Source organism: Marinobacter sp. (assembly GCF_046484525.1).
Taxonomy (GTDB): Bacteria; Pseudomonadota; Gammaproteobacteria; order Pseudomonadales; family Oleiphilaceae; genus Marinobacter.
In genome coordinates this window covers 45,237-62,724 of record NZ_JAWOIS010000010.1, presented here as the reverse complement: position 1 = coordinate 62,724, position 17,488 = coordinate 45,237, and the positions used below count along the sequence as shown (strand labels likewise).

Here is a 17,488-nt window from a genome sequence, read left to right as displayed (position 1 = left end):
AATGACAGGGTGAGTAACGGCTTCAAGGCCAAGACTGGTCCGGGTCAGTCCAGTTCTACCAGGCTGTGCCCGGTCATTTCCTTGGGCTGCTCCAGCCCCATGAGGGTCAGCAGGGACGGGGCCACGTCACTGAGACTGCCGTCGTCCTTGAGATGGGCCTTGCGGTGGCCGGTGTAGACCAGCGGCACCGGGCCGATGGTATGAGCCGTGTGGACCTGGCCGGAGTTCGGGTCGGTCATCTGCTCGCAGTTGCCATGGTCGGCGGTGATCAGTGCTTCGCCCCCGACCTCGTCGAGTGCTTCCACGACCCGCTTGACGCACTGGTCGAGGCACTCGGCCGCCTTGATGGCAGCGTCGAGCTTGCCGGTGTGGCCGACCATGTCGCCATTGGCGTAGTTGCACACCACCAGGTCGTACTTGCCGCTCCTGATGGCTTCAACCAACTTGTCGGTAACCTCGGGCGCGCTCATCTCCGGCTGCAGGTCGTAGGTGGCCACTTTCGGGGACGGCACCAGGATGCGGTCCTCGCCCTTGAATGGGGTTTCAACGCCACCGTTGAAGAAGAAAGTCACGTGGGCATACTTCTCGGTTTCGGCGATGCGCAGCTGAGTCTTGCCCTGCTTGGCCATGTATTCGCCCAGACCGTTGCTGAGCTGCTCCGGCGGGTAGGCGCAGGAGGTCTTGATGTCTGCGGCGTACTCCGTGAGCATTACGAAATCGGCCAGCTCCGGGTGTTTGCGGCGTTCGAAGCCGTCGAACTCTTTATCCACGAAGGTGCGGGTCATTTCCCGGGCGCGGTCGGCCCGGAAGTTCATGAACAGAACCGTGTCGCCATCATTGATGGTACCGTCCGGTTCGCCCGGAGCCTGGATATGGGTCGGCTTGACGAACTCATCATTCTCGCCGCGCTCGTAGGCCTGCGCCAGTGCGGTAACCGGATCGGTGGCGCTGAAATCGGCCTCGCCCAGGGCCATGGCGTTGTAGGCCGCCTCTACACGATCCCAGCGGTTGTCCCGGTCCATGGCGAAATAGCGCCCCACGATAGTTGCCACCCGGCCGACACCCAGTTCCCTGAGCTTGGCGGCGGCCTTTTCCAGGGAAGGCTTGGCGCTCCGGGGTGGCATATCACGGCCGTCCAGGAACGCGTGGATATAGACCTCTTTGGCGCCCCGGCTGGCGGCCAGCTCGGCCGCCGCCAGGATGTGGTCCTCGTGACTGTGGACCCCGCCCGGAGACATCAGGCCCATCAGGTGAACGGCGCGGCCACTGCTCACCGCCTTGTCGATAGCGGCGCACAGTACTTCGTTTTCCTGGAATGTGCCTTCTTCCAGATCCTTGTCGATCCGGGTGAGACTCTGGTAGACCACGCGACCGGCCCCGAGGTTCATGTGCCCGACCTCGGAATTACCCATCTGCCCCTTCGGCAGCCCCACGAACATGCCCGATGTGTTGATCAGAGTTTTGGGCCGGTTGGCCCACAGCTCATCCCAGAAGGGCGTGTTGGCGTTGCTGATGGCATTGTCTTCGGCGGGGTCACGGTAACCCCAGCCGTCCAGGATAATCAGTGCAGTCGGCTTGCGCTTCGCGGTCATCACTTCATCCGGTTGGTTGGAAAACTTAATAAAAGAGAAGGTCAGATTGTAACCGTTTTCATTCGCGCAAGCCATTAACGCCGGGTGTTGACAAGATGAAAATCGGGTCAGATGGAGGCTTTCATCCGACCCTGACTTCAGCAAACCCCGGGGTCTGAAGAACACCTTCTTCTGACCCCATGTTCCCGCCTTCTTTGAAAGAGGCTGGGTGTGTATAATCCCGCCAAACAAATTTTCAGGGTATTTTCATGGACCGCTTGTTCGAATTCGTTGTCAATCACTACATTCTGGTGTCGCTGTTTGTCGCCTTCCTGGTGGCGATCCTGATCCTGGAGGCTCGCCGTGGTGGTGCCAAGGTATCTGCCCAGGCGGCAGTCAACCTGATCAACAAGGACGAGGCCGTTGTGGTGGACATCCGTGACCGCAAAGAGTTCGGCGAAGGCCGCATCACCGGCTCCGTCAATATTCCCCTGAACAGTCTCAAGAGCCGTGCCTCGGAGCTTAACAAGTTCAAGGACAAGCAGATCATTGTTGCCGACAAGATGGGCCAGCATTCCGCCATGGCGGTCAAGCAGCTCAACGCCGAGGGCTTCAATAACGTGGTGCGCCTCAATGGCGGTATCAGTGACTGGAGGGCCAGCAACCTGCCGCTGGTGAAAAAGTAACAGGGCCTCAGGCCTTGATCTCGGGCCCGATCTGCCGCACTGTTTGACATTCGCCGGAGCCGGCATGGAATAAAGAAGGGGTCAGACGAAAACTTTCTTCCGACCCCGTTTTCAGACTCCCGGGTCTCAGACTCAGGGGTCTGATGAACACCTTCATCTGACTCCATTTTCGAAACAAGACAATAACCGGGCACCCAAGCCCACCAAGAGCACAAAGGACCGAACATGGCTGAGAATCAGCAAGCCGCAGGCAATGAAAACCAGAACCAACCCCAGTTTGCCCTTCAGCGTATCTATGTGAAGGATCTGTCGTTCGAGTCGCCGAACGCGCCGCTGGTCTTCCAGGAGCAGTGGAAGCCCCAGGTGAACCTGGACCTGAACACCTCCCACAACAAGGTGAGCGACAACCAGTACGAAGTGGTCCTGTCCCTGACTGTCACCACCAAGATCGGTGAGAAAGTCGCCTACATCGTGGAAATCCAGCAGGCCGGTGTGTTCCTGGTGCAGGGCATCGAAGGTGCTCAACTGGGCCAGATGCTCGGTGCCTACTGTCCGACCATCCTGTTTCCCTATGCCCGTGAGTCCATCGATAACGTGGTTGCCAAGGGTTCTTTCCCGGCACTGATGCTGGCACCGGTTAACTTCGACGCCATCTATGCCCAGGCGTTGAAGCGCAAGCAGGAAGAGGGTGCTGGCGAAGGGAGTGGGGAGCAGCAGGCTCACTGATCACCGCTGAAATGGGGTCAGAAGAAGGCTTTCTTCAGACCCCTGGGCTGCCTGAGCCCCCTGCGATTGGCCTCAAGCCTCGCGCCGAACCCCGGGGTCAGAAGAAAGCCTTCTTCTGACCCCATCTTCATTTCTGTCAAACCCCACCATCAAAACCAAGCTGCCGCCAGGCCTCATACACCACCAGCGCCGCCGTGTTCGATAGATTCAGGCTCCGACTCTCCGGCCGCATCGGCACCCTGATCCGGTGGGCTTCCGGCAGGCTTTCACGCACTTCCACTGGCAGGCCCCGGGTTTCCGGGCCGAACATCAGGTAGTCACCATCCTGATAGCTCACTTCGTGATAGAACCGGCTGCCCTTGGTGGTGAGTCCAAACAGCCGTGAGGGTTGTTCGGTTTCCAGGAACGTCTGGTAACTGGAGTGCACCTTCACGGTGGCATACTCGCTGTAGTCCAGCCCGGCCCGCCGCATCTGCTTATCTTCCAGGGTGAAACCCAGAGGTTCGATCAGATGCAGCTGGCAGCCGGTGTTGGCGCAGAGCCGGATGATGTTGCCGGTGTTGGGTGGAATCTCCGGCTCATACAGTACCACTTGGAGCATCGGGCTTAGCGTTCCACCGCGAGGGCCACGCCCATGCCGCCGCCGATGCACAGGGTCGCCAGGCCCTTGTGGACATCACGGCGGACCATTTCATGCAGCAGGGAAACCAGGATGCGGCAGCCGGAGGCGCCGATGGGGTGGCCGATGGCAATGGCGCCGCCATTCACGTTTACCTTGTCAGTATCCCAGCTCAGGTCCCGGTTGACAGAAATGGCCTGGGCGGCGAAGGCCTCATTGGCCTCGATCAGGTCCAGGTCATCTACGCTCCAGCCGGCCAGTTTCAGGCAGCGCTGACTGGCGGGAATCGGGCCGGTACCCATGATGGTTGGTTCAACACCGGCATTGGCGTGGGCCTTGATGGTGGCAATCGGGGTCAGGCCCAGCTCCTTTGCTTTCTCTGCGCTGCACACCATGACGGCCGCGGCGCCATCGTTCAGGGAGGAGGCATTGCCGGCGCTGACCGTACCATCTTTCTTGAATGCCGGGCGAAGCTTGGACAGACTTTCAGCGGTCACGCCATCACGGGGGCACTCGTCCTTGTCCACCACCAGAGGGTCACCCTTACGCTGGGGGATGGTGATCGGAACGATCTGGCCGTCGAAGTAACCGGCCTTCTGGGCGGCCACGGCTTTCTGCTGGGAAGCCGCTGCAAAGGCGTCCTGTTCCTCGCGGCTGATGCCGTATTTCTCGACGATGTTCTCGGCGGTGATGCCCATGTGGTAGTCGTTGAAGGCGTCCCACAGGCCATCCTTGATCATGGTGTCGATCATGGTCCAGTTGCCCATGCGTTGACCGTTACGGCTGTTGGGCAGTACATGGGGTGCCTGGCTCATGCTTTCCTGGCCGCCGGCAATCATCAGCTCGGCATCCCCGCAGCGGATGGCCTGGACGGCCATATGCACGGCCTTGAGTCCGGAGCCGCAGACCTTGTTGATGGTCATGGCTGGCACGGAAGCCGGAATGCCTGCATGGATTGCCGCCTGGCGCGCCGGATTCTGGCCACAGCCAGCGGTCAGTACCTGGCCAAGTACCACCTCGTTGACCTGGTCGCCGGCGACACCGGTTTCCTCGAGCAGGGCCTTGAGTACGGCAGAACCGAGCTGGTCAGCGCTCAGGCTGGACAGGCCTCCGCCAAAACTTCCGACGGCAGTCCGTTTGGCGGCAACAATGACGACATCACGCATGGAATTTCTCCGGTATTTACTGGCGCGGGTTGCTAGTGTCCCGTCTGGGATGGAAAACTGCCGGCATTGTATCCGGAAAGCGATGACTGGCTAAAGTCCGGGCACCTCCAGGTGCTCGGACGGAGATTACATGTTCAGGCTGCGGCCGCCATCGACAGAGATGATCTGCCCGGTCACAAACGGGGCGTCACACATGAGGAAAATCACCATGCTGGCGATGTCGTTGGGATTGCCGGTGGTGGCCAGTGGGGTCTTCTCGACAATGGCCTTCTGGTAGCTCCGGTCGATAGCACCGTCGTTTTCCGGCCAGAGAATCGCGCCCGGCGACACCCCGTTGACCCGGACATTCGGAGCCAGGTCCTTGGCCCAGGACCGGGTCAGGGCTGCCAGACCGGCCTTACTGGCGCAGTACAGTGGGTGGTTGCTCAGGGGCTTCTCGCTGTATATGTCGATCAGGTTGACGACGCTGCCACGGGCGTTTTTCAGGGCAGTCAGGCAGGTTTGCAGCAGGAAAAAGGGCGCACGGAGGTTGGTGTTCATGATCCGCTCCCAGTCGTGGTACATGGCCTCGCCATTGGGAGTGGGGTAGAACACGGACGCGTTGTTGACCAGGCCATCCAGACGCCCCCAGTGGGCGAGCGCCTCCTTGCCAAGACGATGGACATCGTCCATCCGGGTCAGATCCGCCTGCAGGCAGATGGCCGAGCCGGGGCGTGCCTCGTTGAGTTTCTCGGTCAGCGCCGTGGCCTGGGTTTGCCGGGTGCGGTAGTGAACTACCAGGTTCCAGCCGCGGTCATGCAGCATTTCGGCAGTGCGGGCCCCCAAGCGGTGGGCGGAACCGGTAACCAGTGCAACGGGCGCGTTGTCAGTCATGTCTGTCCTCAGCTGTTGAATGCGGGCAATGCCTGTTCTATACGCTTGAGCCGCTCTGCCCGGATTGCCTCACCCAGGGCCTTGCCCTTGAATCCCTGTGCCTGGAGTTCCCTGGGATTGACGCCGGCGGCTGCCCGGGCGGCGACCTGCAGGGCCTGTACTCGGGCCCTGAGATCTTCGGGCATGGCATAGTCCAGTACCTGCAGCAGCGCCTCGAAACGCGGCCCCCGGCGCCAGAGGTCGGCATAGTCCACCAGTTCGAGCAGCACCGAAGCGGTTGAGTCTTCGTTTGAGGATAAATCAGCCAGCGCGGTTTTGAAATGGCAGGCCAGTCTGGCCAGATCCCGGCAATCGTTGGGGGCTTTCAAGGCTTTCGCGCGAGTGAGTGCCTGCTCCGAAGAAAGTGGCAGGAGGACGGCGGCAAAGCGTTGTTCGGTGCTGGTGTCTTGCCAGGCCACACTTCGAAGTGCGGACAGTGCTGTAGCCAGAGTTTCATCGTCAGCCAGTTCCGGGATCAGTATGGATAGGGCACGGCAGTCCCGGAGTACTTCGAAAAAGGTTCCGGGTTCCTGTTCGTGCAGGGCCCGCTGGACCTCCTGCCAGACCCGCTCCGGTACCAGATGGTCCACCTCGCCCTCGGCCACCATCTGGCGCATCAGTGCCATGGTCTCCGGATGTACCTCGAATCCCATGGGCTGGAAGCGGGCGGCAAAACGGGCGGTGCGGAGAATGCGCAACGGGTCTTCCGCAAAGGCCGGTGAAACATGGCGCAGTTGCCGCGACTGCAGATCCTCAAGGCCATGGAAGGGATCCACCAGTTCACCCTGCTCATCCCTCGCCATGGCGTTTATGGTCAGATCCCGGCGTTTGAGATCTTCCTCGAGGGTGACGTCGGGAGCACTGTAGACACTGAAACCATGGTAGCCCCGACCCTGCTTGCGCTCGGTGCGGGCCAGGGCGTATTCCTCACGGGTTCGCGGATGCAGGAAAACCGGAAAGTCCGCACCCACCTGCTTGAAGCCCTTGGCCAGCATTTCGTCCGGGGTGGCGCCGACCACCACCCAGTCACGATCCTTGACGTCAATGCCCAGCAGTTCGTCACGGACAGCGCCGCCGACCAGGTAGGTTTGCATGGAGAGACCTTTGGTTTTGGTTCGGATTCTGGGGGGATTATCCGGTGTGGCCAGGGGGTAAGCAAATGGGAGGTGGGATCACGGTGAAATTGACGTCGGATGAAAACGTTCATCAGGCGCCGAGCGAGCCCAGGGGCGGCCAACTCTGGGGTCTGAAGAAAACCTTCTTCTGACCCCAGGTTTACGATCAGGTTTCGGCTGCTTCCGTCGCCGCCAGATCCCGAATCTTTCCCACCATGGCCCGGAGGCCGTTGCCGCGGGTGGGGGAGATGTGGCGGAACAGGTCGAGCTGTTCGAACAGCTCGTCGATATCGGTGGTCAGCAGCTCCCGCGGGCCCTTGCCGTTCAGAGCCACCAGGATGATCGCCGCGAGGCCGCGAACGATCATGGCGTCGGAATCGATCAGCAGGTACAGCTTGCCGCTGGCTTCATCGTAATGGTGAATCAGCCACACCTGGCTCTGGCAGCCGTGCACATAGTTTTCCTCGGTACGGGCGTCATCCGGGAATGACGGCAGCTGCTTGCCCAGGTCGATGATATAGGCGTAGCGCTCTTCCCAGTCATCCAGGAATTCGAAGGCGTCCAGGACGTCCTCCAGGGTGGTCCTGGTTCCGAGGGGGTTGTTGAGGAAGTCTTCTCTGGTGGCGGTCATGTGATTGCTGCTGTTTTGAAAGCTAAATGTGAAAACGGGGTCAGATGGAAGCGTTCATCTGACCCCATGTTAGCGGTTTGAGCCCGGGCTTCACAGCATCCCCAGTTCCAGCTTTGCCTCGTCGGTAAGCATGTCGTTGTTCCAGGGCGGATCGAAGGTGAGTTCAACGGTTACCTTTTCCACGTTGGGAACGTGCTCGACCTTGCGTTTGACGTCGTCACAAATGACGGGGCCCATGCCGCAGCCGGCGGCGGTGAGCGTCATCTTGATGTAGACGTGATTGCCTTCCTCGGTGTCGTTTTCGATCTTGCACTCGTAGATCAGCCCGAGATCCACCACGTTTACGGGGATCTCCGGGTCGTAGCAGTTGCGCAGTGCTTCCCAGACCTGATTCTCGTTGACGGTGCCGTCTTCCGGGGTCTCGAAGCTGCTTTCCAGCGGTTGCTTGCCCAGGGCATCGGCGTCGTGGCCTTCAATCCGGGCCAGGTTGCCGTTGACCGCCACCGTGAAGGTGCCGCCAAGGGACTGAGTGATGGTCACAAAGGTGTCCGCCGGAATCATGATCTCGGTTCCGGCAGGAACGAGGCGTGCTTCCACCTCGCGTTTGGTCAGGACCACTTCCCGTTCTTGCATGCCTGGTCTCGTAATGTGCTTTGGTTTGTTTAAGTGGGGGTCAGATGAAAGCATTCATCTGACCCCGTCTTCACCGCTGACCCCGTTCTCACCACTCAGGCGACGGTAAAACTCTCCCCGCACCCGCATTCTGCCGTGGCATTCGGGTTGCGGAACTTGAAGAGTGAATTCACGCCCTCGGTGACAAAATCGATCTCGATGCCATTCACCATTGGCAGGTGTTCCTCTTTCACAAACACGTCCACGCCGTTGATGTGGAATACGCGGTCATCGGTTGCGACTTCGTCCACCCACTGGGTCTCGTACTTGAAGCCGGAGCAGCCACTCTTCTTGATGGCCAGGCGAATGCCTTTGGCATCCGGCTTCTTGTCGAGTTGCTTGCGTACGTGCCTGACCGCACTCGGGGTCATGGTCACGGTTACGTCACTTGGGGTGAAGACTTCAGCTGTCATGATTCCACCTCCATCAGGCAAACAGGCGCTGGATTTTCTGCAGGCCGGTGAACAGTTTGTCCACCTCGTCCAGCGTATTGTAGAACGCAAAGGAGGCCCGGGCTGTGCCGGGTACTCCGTAGAACTCCATCAGTGGCATGGCACAGTGATGGCCGGTGCGGATGGCGATGCCCTGCTGATCCAGCAGCGTACCGATATCACTGGGGTGCAGGCCGGCGATTTTAAAGGACATGACCGGCACCTTGTTGGCGGCGGTACCGATGATCTCCATGCCCGGTACTGTCTCGACTAGCTGGTTCGCGCGCTCAAGCAGTGCCTTCTCGGTCGCTTCCATAGCGCCACGGCCCAGGCTCTCGAGGTAATCGATCGCTGCGCCAAGGCCAACTGCCTCGGCAATCGCCGGCGTGCCCGCCTCGAATTTGTAGGGCAGCACGTTCCAGGTGGTGCGCTCGAACGATACCCGCTCGATCATCTCGCCGCCACCCTGGTACGGCGGCATTTCCTCCAGCAACTGGGCCTTGCCGTAAAGTACACCGATACCGGTGGGGCCAAACAGCTTGTGCGACGAAAACACGTAGAAATCGCAGCCCAGCGCCTGCACATCCGGGCGGAAATGCGGTACCGCCTGGGCGCCATCAATCAGGGTCAGGATGCCGCGCTTCTTGGCCTGCTCGATCAGCGGTGCCACCGGGTTAACCGTACCCAGTACGTTGGAAACATGGGTGATGGCCAGGATCCGGGTGCGGTCGTTCAGCAGGCTGTTGAATGAGTCCAGGTCCAATTCACCCTCGGGCGTGACCTGGATAGGCATCACTTTCGCGCCGGTACGTTCGGCGATCATCTGCCAGGGCACGATGTTGGCGTGGTGCTCCATGTGGCTGACCAGGATCTCGTCACCTTCTTTCAGGCGGGGAGCCAGGCCGTTGGCCACCAGGTTGATAGCTTCGGTGGTACCACGGGTCCAGATGATCTCCCGGGTGCTGGCTGCATTCACGAAGTTGCGCACGGTCTCCCGCGCGCCTTCGAACGCTGCGGTGGCACGGTCACCCAGGGTGTGGGCGCCGCGGTGCACGTTGGAGTGCATTTCCCGGTAATAGCGGTCCATGGCATCAAGCACGGCGACCGGCTTCTGGGCCGAGGCGCCGTTGTCCAGGTACACAAGGGGCTTGCCGTTCACCTGCTGGGACAGGATCGGGAAATCACGGCGCACCGCTTCCACGTCGAACGCGGCGGCGCTGGCGCTGTTTGCCACGGACAGGTCAGTCATTACCGGTCACACCTCCTGGAAGGTCTGGTCAAAGAACTGGTTCAGCCGGGATTTGGCGGTCTCACGCACGGTCTCTAGCGGAATCTGATCAACCAGCTCGTTGATGAAGGCCATGGTCAGCAGCACATTGGCCTCGCGCCGGCCGATGCCGCGGGACACCAGGTAGAACAGGGAGATCTTGTCCAGCTGGCCGATGGTGGCACCGTGGGCACACTTCACATCGTCGGCGTAGATTTCCAGCTCCGGCTTGGTGTCGATCTCTGCACCGTTGGACAGGAGCAGGTTCTTGTTGTTCATATCCGCATTGGACTTCTGGGCGTCCTGGTGGATATGAATCCGGCCGTTGAACACTGCGTGGGACTGATCCGCCGCAATGTTGCGGTAGGTCTCCTCGCTGATGCAGTGGGCGGCCACGTGCTCAATGGTGGTGTGGTTGTCAAAGTGCTGTTTGCCCTGGGTGACCACCACGCCGTTGAGCTTGCACTCGCCGCCTTCACCTTCCAGGCGAACCTGCAGGTCATGGCGGCGCAGCGGGCCACCGAAGCCGACTGTGTGGCTCTCGAAACGGGCGTTGCGCTGCTGGCGGACACCGGTAGCGCCAATGTGCTGAACGTTCTCGCCTTCCATGGTCAGGCGAACGTTAGTGATGTTGGCGCCGTCGGCCAGCTTGAACTCGGTGACGGTGTTGACCATGACCGGTTCGGAACCACTGGAGCGGTACTCCTCCACCAGGGTCGCCTGGCTGTGGCGGCCCGCGTCGACGAAAATGCGCGGGAAGGCGGAGCCGCTGGCGTCAGCCGTGACTTCGTGGATCACAAACAGAGGCTGGTCGAGCACGGCGTCCGGCTTCAGGCGAATCAGCAGCCCGTCCTCAAAACGCGCGGCATTCAGGCGAGCCAGCTGCACGGCCTTGTCGTCCAGGGTGTTGTCCAGTTGATCTGCCAGTTCAGTGGCTTCCTGGTCATCCAGGTCGCGGAAGCTGGCAACCCGGATGCCGTCAACCTGCGGGAACTCGCTGGCTTCCGGCTGGATAACGCCGTTCAGGAACACGATCCGGTAGCCCGGTACGTCCTGGCCACTGAGCGCTTCACCCTGTGAGGGCAGGCTGCTGGCCATGTCATCAGTCAGCTTGAGGTACTTGCTGGAGTACTTCCAGTTCTCGGTTTTCCGCGTCGGCAGCGGCATGTCCACCAGGGCGGTACCGCGCTGCCTGCGCAGCTCGAGTAGCGCCTTGGGCAGGGACTGGCCGGCGGATTCAAGGAACGCCGCTGAAAGAGTCGGTGCTGGTTTCATTCCGCGGCCTCCTTAGTTGGCAGCACTGTCGGCAGTTTCTTCATCCTTGATGCCCAGCCAGCCATAGCCTTTCTCTTCCAGTTCCAGGGCCAGTTCACGGCCGCCGGACTTGATGATTTTGCCACCGGCCAGAACATGGACATAATCCGGCACGATGTGGTTCAGCAGGCGCTGGTAGTGGGTGACCATGAGGATAGCGCGGTCTTCGGAGCGCAGGGCGTTGACGCCATCGGACACCACCTTCAGGGCGTCGATGTCGAGGCCGGAGTCGGTCTCGTCCAGGATGGCCAGCTTCGGCTGCAGCAGCAGCGCCTGCATGATCTCGTTACGCTTCTTCTCACCACCGGAGAAACCTTCGTTGACACCCCGCTTGAGGAAGGCCGGATCCAGGTCCACCTGCTTGGAGACTTCCTTCGCCAGTTTCATGAACTCGGCGGCGTTCATCTCTTCCTCGCCGCGATGCATACGCATGGCGTTGACGGCGGTGCGCAGGAACTGCAGGTTGCTGACGCCGGGGATCTCCACCGGGTACTGGAACGCGAGGAAGATGCCTTCGCGGGCGCGTTCTTCAGTTTCGAGGTCCAGCAGGTTCTCGCCGTTCAGGGTGACTTCACCCTCGGTGATTTCAAATGCTTCGTTGCCTGCCAGCACCTGGGACAGGGTACTCTTGCCCGAACCATTCGGGCCCATGATCGCGTGAACTTCCCCGGCCTTGATCTCCAGGTTGATGCCCTTGAGGATCTCTTTGCCCTCAACGGATGCGTGCAGGTTTTTGATAATAAGCATTTGTTCGCTTCTCTCTATCTCTGAATCTGTATGAATGCGTTTCCAGTGAAGCCGGGCCGGATCACCCCACGGAGCCTTCGAGGCTCACTTCCAGCAGCTTGCCGGCTTCCACGGCGAATTCCATCGGCAGCTCCTTGAACACTTCCTTGCAGAAGCCGTTCACGATCATTGAGACGGCCTGTTCCGGGTCAATACCACGCTGGCGGCAAAGGAACATCTGCTCGTCACTGACCTTGGACGTGGTGGCCTCGTGCTCGACGATGGCGGATTTGTTCTTGCTCTCGATGTACGGGAAAGTGTGGGCACCACAGCGGTCGCCGATCAGCAGCGAGTCACACTGGGTAAAGTTACGCGCACCTTCCGCGCCCGGGCCGAATTTCACCAGGCCCCGGTAGGCGTTGGAGCTCTTGCCGGCAGAAATACCCTTGGAGATGATGGTGCTCCGGGTGTTCTTGCCCAGGTGGATCATCTTGGTACCGGTATCGGCCTGCTGGTAATTGTGGGTCAGCGCTACGGAGTAGAACTCGCCCACGCTGTTTTCGCCCCTGAGGACGCAGCTCGGATACTTCCAGGTGATGGCGGAACCGGTCTCCACCTGGGTCCAGGAGATCTTGGAGTTCTTGCCGATACAGGCGCCACGCTTGGTGACGAAGTTGTAGATCCCGCCCTTGCCGTTCTCGTCGCCCGGGTACCAGTTCTGGACGGTGGAGTACTTGATCTGGGCATCGTCAAGGGCTATCAGTTCCACCACGGCGGCGTGCAGCTGGTTCTCGTCCCGCATGGGCGCGGTGCAGCCTTCCAGGTAGCTTACGTAGCTGCCTTCGTCGGCAATGATCAGGGTGCGCTCGAACTGGCCGGTGTTGGCGGCGTTGATGCGGAAGTAGGTCGACAGCTCCATCGGGCAGCGTACGCCCTTCGGTACATACACGAAGGTGCCGTCGGAGAAGACCGCGGAATTCAGGCCGGCAAAGAAGTTGTCACCGTGGGGTACGACGGTACCCAGGTATTTCCGCACCAGTTCGGGGTAGTCCCGGACGGCTTCGGAAATCGAGCAGAAGATGACGCCTGCTTTCGCCAGCGGCTCTTTGAAGGTGGTGGCGACGGAAACAGAGTCGAATACCGCGTCGACCGCTACGCCGGCCAGCTTTTCGCGCTCGTGCAGGGGGATGCCCAGCTTTTCATAGGTTTTCAGCAGCTCCGGATCGATTTCGTCCAGGCTCTGGGGCATGTCTTCCTTGCGCTTGGGCGCGGAATAGTAGGAAATCGAGTTGTAGTCGATTTTCGGGTAACCGACGTGAGCCCAGTCCGGCTCTTCCATTTCGAGCCAGCGACGATAGGCTTTCAGGCGCCATTCCAGCATCCACTCCGGCTCTTTCTTGATGGCGGAAAGCCGGGCAATGACGTCTTCGTTCAGTCCGGGTTCGAACGTGTCGGCTTCGATTTCGGTCACAAAGCCGTGTTCGTATTCCCGTTTGATCAGCTCGTTCACCTCTTTGTCGGTGGTCGCCATGATCGTCGCTCCGTAATTCTCTCATCTCGGGCTCTTGGCCCCTGGTGTCACCGGCAGCCGTTTGGTTGGGCTGGCGGGCGGATATACTCAGTCTAGTTGGGTGTTCCAGTGGTCGCTCACTCCGTGAGTACGCCCTGCAATCGGTTTTTGGATGACGAATTTCTGGTGCCCGGGTCGTTGAATTGGGCGGAATCCGTTCTTTCTGGCGAGCGATTATACAATACCAGAGTAAATTAGTCAGGTATTAAATCGAGCGTGTAGGGATTATACCTTAATCGGCCTTTGGGGCACTAAGGGCGCTGACAATTGGAGTGATAGTCTGACCTTTAGCAGGACTGCATGAAATTGAAGGGGCAGAGGGCAGACCTTGCCTCCCCAGACACGCCGTGAACCCATCCATGGGGGCTTGGTGTTGCCATCCCTGGCAACACACAGTCTGGGGAGGCAAGATCTGCCCTCTGCTTCAGACTAATTGCTATTCGCCGGCGGGTAAGATCCGGGTCAGGTAGGTGTGGTCAAGGGGCTCCGGCAGGTGGTCCGGCTTGGGAATTTTCACGACATGACCACTGCCCGGTGCATAGTCCATCGCCTCGCCGTTCCTGTTTTCCATGCTTTCCGCACTGAACCGAAGGTTACCCGCCGGGGTAATCAGTTCCAGCTGGTCGCCGGGGGCGAACTTGTTTTTGACGTCGATGGTCAGCCAACGGTCATCCGCATCAGCAATGGTGCCTACCACCTGCTGGGTGCCGAGGAAGGAGGAGCCCTGTTCGTAGGTCTGGTATTCCTGGGGCAGGTGGCGGCGGAGGAAGCCTTCAGTGTAGCCGCGGTTGGAGAGGGCCTCGAGTTCGTTCATCAGGCCCATGTCGAAGCCTGTGCCGGCGACGGCGTCGTCGATGGCGCGGCGGTAGACCTGGGTGGTGCGGGCGACGTAGTAGGTGCTTTTGGTGCGGCCTTCGATTTTCAGGGAGTGGACGCCCATTTTGACCAGTTCCGCCACGTGCTGGACGGCGCGCAGATCCTTGGAATTCATGATGTAGGTGCCGTGTTCATCTTCGTAGGCGGGTATGAAGCCGCCGGGGCGGTTGGGCTCTTCCAGGAGAATTTCCCGGGGTTCGATTTCCTGCACATCGCTGCCGGCGGAGGTGGCGATCAGGTCACCGGTCTGGTCGTGGCTGTGTTGAACTTCTTTGTAATTCCAGCGGCAGGCGTTGGTGCAGGCGCCCTGGTTGGCGTCCCGGTGGTTCATGTAGCCGGACAGCAGGCAGCGGCCGGAGTAGGCCATGCACAGGGCGCCGTGAACGAAGACCTCCAGTTCCATGTCGGGAACCCGCTCGCGGATTTCGCGGATTTCGTTCAGGGCCAGTTCCCGGGACAGGATGACTCGGCTGATGCCCTGGCGGCGCCAGAATTCGACGGTGGCCCAGTTCACCGCATTGGCCTGGACAGAGAGATGGATGGGCTGGTCCGGCCATTTCTCCCGGACCAGCATGATCAGGCCGGGGTCGGACATGATCAGGGCGTCCGGGCCCCGTTCGATCACCGGCTCCAGGTCCTTGAGGTAACTGCGTACCTTGTCGTTGTGGGGCGCGATGTTGGAGACCAGGTAGAACTGTTTTCCCAGTTCGTGGGCGCGGTTGATGCCGGCGCCCAGGGCTGCAGCGTCCTTGAAACTGTTGTTTCTTACTCTCAGGGAGTAGCGTGGCTGGCCCGCGTAGACCGCGTCGGCGCCATAGGCAAAGGCGGTTTCCAGGTGATCTGGGGTGCCCGCCGGGGCAAGCAGTTCCGGGGTGGTCATAGTAAAACTCCGGGTGTTCTCGGTGCGGGGCGGGTACAGTCCCGCCATGGTGACATTACGAAGGCGCGCAGTTTGCCGGAAAGCGTGAGAGTTGGCTTTGATCTCGCTCAAAGGTCTTATTGATTGTTTTCGGCTAACATGTGTACGCTAAATGTCTTGCCAGATAAGGCCAGATAGAATACAGGAGGAATCGTTCATGGCATCAGAGCCTCTGAGGCCGGAGGTTGCGCGGGCGTCGTTGAGTGCCCGTGTGAGTTCACTGATCACCGTTCAGCTTGCCCGCGGCAAGGTCGGGGTAGAGGTTGTGGCTTCCCAGTTGCACATGAGCCGTTACACCCTGCACAAGAAGCTGAAACGCGAAGGGTTGACCTTTGCCAGCTTGCTGGAGGAAGTTCGCCGGAAGCAGGCACTTACCTATATGCAGGATAAAACCAAGCCGCTGGTGGAAATTGCCGAGCAGCTTGGGTTCTCGGAATTGAGTGCATTCAGCCGGGCTTTCAAGCGCTGGATGGGTACTTCCCCGGCTGAATACCGTTCCCTCAGACTCTCTTGAAGACCAGGGTGGCGTTGGTACCACCAAAGCCGAAGCTGTTGCTCATTACCAAGTCCAGGTTCTGATTATCCCTGCGTTCACGGACAATCGGATAGCCTTCGGCACCTTCATCCAGGTTCTGGATGTTGGCGGACGGGGCGATGAAGCCTTCCCGAAGCATGATCAGGCTGTAGATGGCTTCGTGGACGCCGGCGGCGCCCAGGGCGTGGCCGCACAGCGGCTTGGTTGAGCTCAGTGGCGGGATCTTGTCGCCGAAGGTTTCCTTGAGGGCTTTCAGCTCGGTGATGTCCCCGGCCGGCGTGCTGGTGCCGTGGGTGTTTACGTAGCTGATTTCGCCCTCCAGGTTCTTCATGGCCTGCTTCATGCAGCGTACGGCGCCTTCACCACTGGGGGCGACCATGTCTGCGCCGTCGGAGGTGGCTCCGAATCCAACCAGTTCCGCCAGGATATTGGCGCCCCGGGCTTCGGCATGTTCGAGCGCTTCCAGAGCCAAGACACCGCCACCGCCGGAGATAACGAAACCATCGCGGTCGGCGTCATAGGTACGGGAGGCCAGTTCCGGGGTGTCGTTGTACTTGGTGGACAGGGCGCCCATGGCATCGAACAGAAGGCTCAGGGTCCAGTGGATGTCCTCGCCGCCGCCGGCAAACATGATGTCTTGGCGGCCAAGTGCGATCAGGTCGGCGGCGTGGCCGATGGCGTGGGCGCTGGTGGCACAGGCGGAAGTGATGCCGTAGTTGATGCCGCGGATGCCGAAGCCGGTAGCGATGGAGGCATTGATGGCGCTACCCATGGTGCGTGGTACCCGGTAAGGACCGACCCGGCGGATGCCTTTTTCACGATGGGTGTCGATGGAGTCCAGCAGTTCCACGGTGGACGCGCCGCCCTGACCGAAGATCACGCCGGTGGTGTCGGCCTTGATGTGCTCGTCAGTGAGGCCGGCCTGCTCGATGGCTTCGCGCATGGCCAGGTAGGTGTATCCGGAAGCCGGGCACATAAAGCGCCAGAGCTTGCGATCGATCAGCTCGGGCAGGTTCAGGTCGATCTGGCCGCATACGTGACTGCGCAGGCCGTTGTCCTTTGCTTGCTGGCTGAAGCCAATCCCCGGCTTTGAGTCGCGGAGGGACTGGGCTACTTCTTTCTGGTTGGTTCCCAGGCTGGAGACAATCCCCATGCCGGTGATAACAACGCGACGCATCCTGTTAACTCCTAAAAATCATCGGTCGAGGTGAACATGCCAACCCGGAGGTCCTTGGCGGTGTAGATTTCCCGGCCATCCACTTCCATCCGGCCATCGGCAATCGCCATGGTCAGCTTGCGCCGGATCACGCGCTTGAGATCCAGACGGTAGGTTACCTTCTTGGCAGTGGGCAGCACCTGGCCGGTAAATTTCACCTCACCGGAACCGAGCGCACGCCCCTTGCCTTCGCCGCCACCCCAGGCCAGGAAGAATCCGACCAGTTGCCACATGGCATCGAGGCCCAGGCAGCCGGGCATGACGGGATCATCAACAAAGTGAACCTTGAAGAACCAGAGGTCCGGGTTGATGTCCAGTTCGGCCACGATGCTCCCCTTGCCATACAGGCCATCGTCATCTGCGATGTGAGTGATGCGGTCGAACATCAGCATCTGGTCAATGGGCAGGCGCATGTTGCCGGGGAACAGCTCGCCATGGCCACACTTGATCAGGTCTTCTTTGTCAAAATGATCCGGGTTCATAATGCCAGTGTCTCAGTTACAAAATGATTTACTCATACTTTAGCGCCTAATCGG

General features: G+C 60.1%; 18 protein-coding genes. 3 read left to right on the top strand and 15 right to left on the bottom strand.

Annotated elements, in window-relative coordinates; translation table 11 throughout:
- Positions 1-44: 44 nt before the first annotated feature.
- Positions 45-1,592: a 2,3-bisphosphoglycerate-independent phosphoglycerate mutase gene (gpmM, locus tag R6W86_RS02010; protein WP_410327723.1), complete on the bottom strand. Its 1,548-nt coding sequence runs from the start codon at positions 1,590-1,592 to the stop codon at positions 45-47.
- A 248-nt stretch (positions 1,593-1,840) separates the two neighbouring features.
- On the opposite strand from gpmM, the gene R6W86_RS02005 reads away from it, so the two are divergent.
- Positions 1,841-2,257, top strand: a complete 417-nt coding sequence (locus R6W86_RS02005; protein WP_410327722.1) for a rhodanese-like domain-containing protein — start codon at positions 1,841-1,843, stop codon at positions 2,255-2,257.
- 225 nt (positions 2,258-2,482) lie between these two features.
- Entirely contained in the window at positions 2,483-2,983 is a 501-nt protein-coding gene (gene secB / locus R6W86_RS02000) for a protein-export chaperone SecB (protein ID WP_092006539.1), read from the top strand.
- Between the two features lie 136 nt (positions 2,984-3,119).
- Here the strand turns inward: secB and trmL are convergent, their stop codons facing one another.
- The 12 genes from trmL to yegQ form a co-directional block, all read right to left on the bottom strand.
- Positions 3,120-3,584, bottom strand: a complete 465-nt coding sequence (trmL, locus tag R6W86_RS01995; RefSeq protein ID WP_410327721.1) for a tRNA (uridine(34)/cytosine(34)/5-carboxymethylaminomethyluridine(34)-2'-O)-methyltransferase TrmL — start codon at positions 3,582-3,584, stop codon at positions 3,120-3,122.
- Between the two features lie 5 nt (positions 3,585-3,589).
- Complete coding sequence (locus tag R6W86_RS01990; RefSeq protein ID WP_410327720.1) at positions 3,590-4,768, bottom strand: acetyl-CoA C-acetyltransferase; 1,179 nt, start codon at positions 4,766-4,768, stop codon at positions 3,590-3,592.
- A 126-nt stretch (positions 4,769-4,894) separates the two neighbouring features.
- On the bottom strand, positions 4,895-5,641 hold the full coding sequence (locus R6W86_RS01985; protein ID WP_410327719.1) for a pteridine reductase: 747 nt from the start codon (positions 5,639-5,641) through the stop codon (positions 4,895-4,897).
- Positions 5,642-5,649: 8 nt separating this feature from the next.
- Positions 5,650-6,774: a multifunctional CCA tRNA nucleotidyl transferase/2'3'-cyclic phosphodiesterase/2'nucleotidase/phosphatase gene (locus R6W86_RS01980; RefSeq protein ID WP_410327718.1), complete on the bottom strand. Its 1,125-nt coding sequence runs from the start codon at positions 6,772-6,774 to the stop codon at positions 5,650-5,652.
- Between the two features lie 187 nt (positions 6,775-6,961).
- On the bottom strand, positions 6,962-7,426 hold the full coding sequence (locus R6W86_RS01975) for a SufE family protein (RefSeq protein WP_410327717.1): 465 nt from the start codon (positions 7,424-7,426) through the stop codon (positions 6,962-6,964).
- 90 nt (positions 7,427-7,516) lie between these two features.
- Positions 7,517-8,059 carry a putative Fe-S cluster assembly protein SufT gene (gene sufT / locus R6W86_RS01970; protein WP_410327716.1) on the bottom strand — a complete coding sequence of 181 codons (543 nt, stop codon included), beginning with the start codon at positions 8,057-8,059 and terminating at the stop codon, positions 7,517-7,519.
- A gap of 95 nt (positions 8,060-8,154) precedes the next feature.
- The gene (locus R6W86_RS01965) at positions 8,155-8,511 is read right to left on the bottom strand and encodes a HesB/IscA family protein (protein WP_410327715.1); all 357 of its coding nucleotides are present in this window, start codon (positions 8,509-8,511) and stop codon (positions 8,155-8,157) included.
- A 13-nt stretch (positions 8,512-8,524) separates the two neighbouring features.
- Entirely contained in the window at positions 8,525-9,778 is a 1,254-nt protein-coding gene (locus tag R6W86_RS01960) for an aminotransferase class V-fold PLP-dependent enzyme (RefSeq protein WP_410327714.1), read from the bottom strand.
- 6 nt (positions 9,779-9,784) lie between these two features.
- The gene (sufD, locus tag R6W86_RS01955) at positions 9,785-11,071 is read right to left on the bottom strand and encodes a Fe-S cluster assembly protein SufD (RefSeq protein WP_410327713.1); all 1,287 of its coding nucleotides are present in this window, start codon (positions 11,069-11,071) and stop codon (positions 9,785-9,787) included.
- A gap of 12 nt (positions 11,072-11,083) precedes the next feature.
- A complete protein-coding gene (gene sufC / locus R6W86_RS01950) occupies positions 11,084-11,857 on the bottom strand; it encodes a Fe-S cluster assembly ATPase SufC (RefSeq protein ID WP_410327712.1) in 774 nt (257 codons plus the stop codon).
- A 61-nt stretch (positions 11,858-11,918) separates the two neighbouring features.
- Positions 11,919-13,367 (bottom strand): Fe-S cluster assembly protein SufB, encoded by a 1,449-nt coding sequence (gene sufB, locus R6W86_RS01945; RefSeq protein WP_410327711.1) that lies wholly within the window; start codon positions 13,365-13,367, stop codon positions 11,919-11,921.
- Positions 13,368-13,842: 475 nt separating this feature from the next.
- Positions 13,843-15,162, bottom strand: a complete 1,320-nt coding sequence (gene yegQ / locus R6W86_RS01940; RefSeq protein ID WP_410327710.1) for a tRNA 5-hydroxyuridine modification protein YegQ — start codon at positions 15,160-15,162, stop codon at positions 13,843-13,845.
- Between the two features lie 196 nt (positions 15,163-15,358).
- On the opposite strand from yegQ, the gene R6W86_RS01935 reads away from it, so the two are divergent.
- The gene (locus tag R6W86_RS01935; RefSeq protein ID WP_092006579.1) at positions 15,359-15,715 is read left to right on the top strand and encodes a helix-turn-helix transcriptional regulator; all 357 of its coding nucleotides are present in this window, start codon (positions 15,359-15,361) and stop codon (positions 15,713-15,715) included.
- Here R6W86_RS01935 and fabB read toward each other — a convergent pair.
- Entirely contained in the window at positions 15,702-16,913 is a 1,212-nt protein-coding gene (gene fabB, locus R6W86_RS01930) for a beta-ketoacyl-ACP synthase I (RefSeq protein ID WP_410327709.1), read from the bottom strand. The two genes, R6W86_RS01935 and fabB, sit on opposite strands and share 14 nt — an antisense overlap.
- Positions 16,914-16,924: 11 nt before the next feature.
- Positions 16,925-17,434 (bottom strand): bifunctional 3-hydroxydecanoyl-ACP dehydratase/trans-2-decenoyl-ACP isomerase, encoded by a 510-nt coding sequence (gene fabA / locus R6W86_RS01925; RefSeq protein ID WP_410327708.1) that lies wholly within the window; start codon positions 17,432-17,434, stop codon positions 16,925-16,927.
- Positions 17,435-17,488 lie beyond the last annotated feature (54 nt).

What these genes read in the sequence shown, in the direction of transcription:
- sufD (WP_410327713.1), bottom strand. Translation starts at nt 11,071, where the DNA reads ATGAAACCAGCACCGACTCTTTCAGCGGCGTTCCTTGAATCCGCCGGC.
- yegQ (WP_410327710.1), bottom strand. Translation starts at nt 15,162, where the DNA reads ATGACCACCCCGGAACTGCTTGCCCCGGCGGGCACCCCAGATCACCTG.
- R6W86_RS02005 (WP_410327722.1), top strand. Translation starts at nt 1,841, where the DNA reads ATGGACCGCTTGTTCGAATTCGTTGTCAATCACTACATTCTGGTGTCG.
- R6W86_RS01985 (WP_410327719.1), bottom strand. Translation starts at nt 5,641, where the DNA reads ATGACTGACAACGCGCCCGTTGCACTGGTTACCGGTTCCGCCCACCGC.
- R6W86_RS01975 (WP_410327717.1), bottom strand. Translation starts at nt 7,426, where the DNA reads ATGACCGCCACCAGAGAAGACTTCCTCAACAACCCCCTCGGAACCAGG.
- fabB (WP_410327709.1), bottom strand. Translation starts at nt 16,913, where the DNA reads ATGCGTCGCGTTGTTATCACCGGCATGGGGATTGTCTCCAGCCTGGGA.
- sufC (WP_410327712.1), bottom strand. Translation starts at nt 11,857, where the DNA reads ATGCTTATTATCAAAAACCTGCACGCATCCGTTGAGGGCAAAGAGATC.
- R6W86_RS01935 (WP_092006579.1), top strand. Translation starts at nt 15,359, where the DNA reads ATGGCATCAGAGCCTCTGAGGCCGGAGGTTGCGCGGGCGTCGTTGAGT.
- gpmM (WP_410327723.1), bottom strand. Translation starts at nt 1,592, where the DNA reads ATGACCGCGAAGCGCAAGCCGACTGCACTGATTATCCTGGACGGCTGG.
- fabA (WP_410327708.1), bottom strand. Translation starts at nt 17,434, where the DNA reads ATGAACCCGGATCATTTTGACAAAGAAGACCTGATCAAGTGTGGCCAT.
- sufT (WP_410327716.1), bottom strand. Translation starts at nt 8,059, where the DNA reads ATGCAAGAACGGGAAGTGGTCCTGACCAAACGCGAGGTGGAAGCACGC.
- trmL (WP_410327721.1), bottom strand. Translation starts at nt 3,584, where the DNA reads ATGCTCCAAGTGGTACTGTATGAGCCGGAGATTCCACCCAACACCGGC.
- sufB (WP_410327711.1), bottom strand. Translation starts at nt 13,367, where the DNA reads ATGGCGACCACCGACAAAGAGGTGAACGAGCTGATCAAACGGGAATAC.
- R6W86_RS01965 (WP_410327715.1), bottom strand. Translation starts at nt 8,511, where the DNA reads ATGACAGCTGAAGTCTTCACCCCAAGTGACGTAACCGTGACCATGACC.
- R6W86_RS01960 (WP_410327714.1), bottom strand. Translation starts at nt 9,778, where the DNA reads ATGACTGACCTGTCCGTGGCAAACAGCGCCAGCGCCGCCGCGTTCGAC.
- R6W86_RS01990 (WP_410327720.1), bottom strand. Translation starts at nt 4,768, where the DNA reads ATGCGTGATGTCGTCATTGTTGCCGCCAAACGGACTGCCGTCGGAAGT.
- R6W86_RS01980 (WP_410327718.1), bottom strand. Translation starts at nt 6,774, where the DNA reads ATGCAAACCTACCTGGTCGGCGGCGCTGTCCGTGACGAACTGCTGGGC.
- secB (WP_092006539.1), top strand. Translation starts at nt 2,483, where the DNA reads ATGGCTGAGAATCAGCAAGCCGCAGGCAATGAAAACCAGAACCAACCC.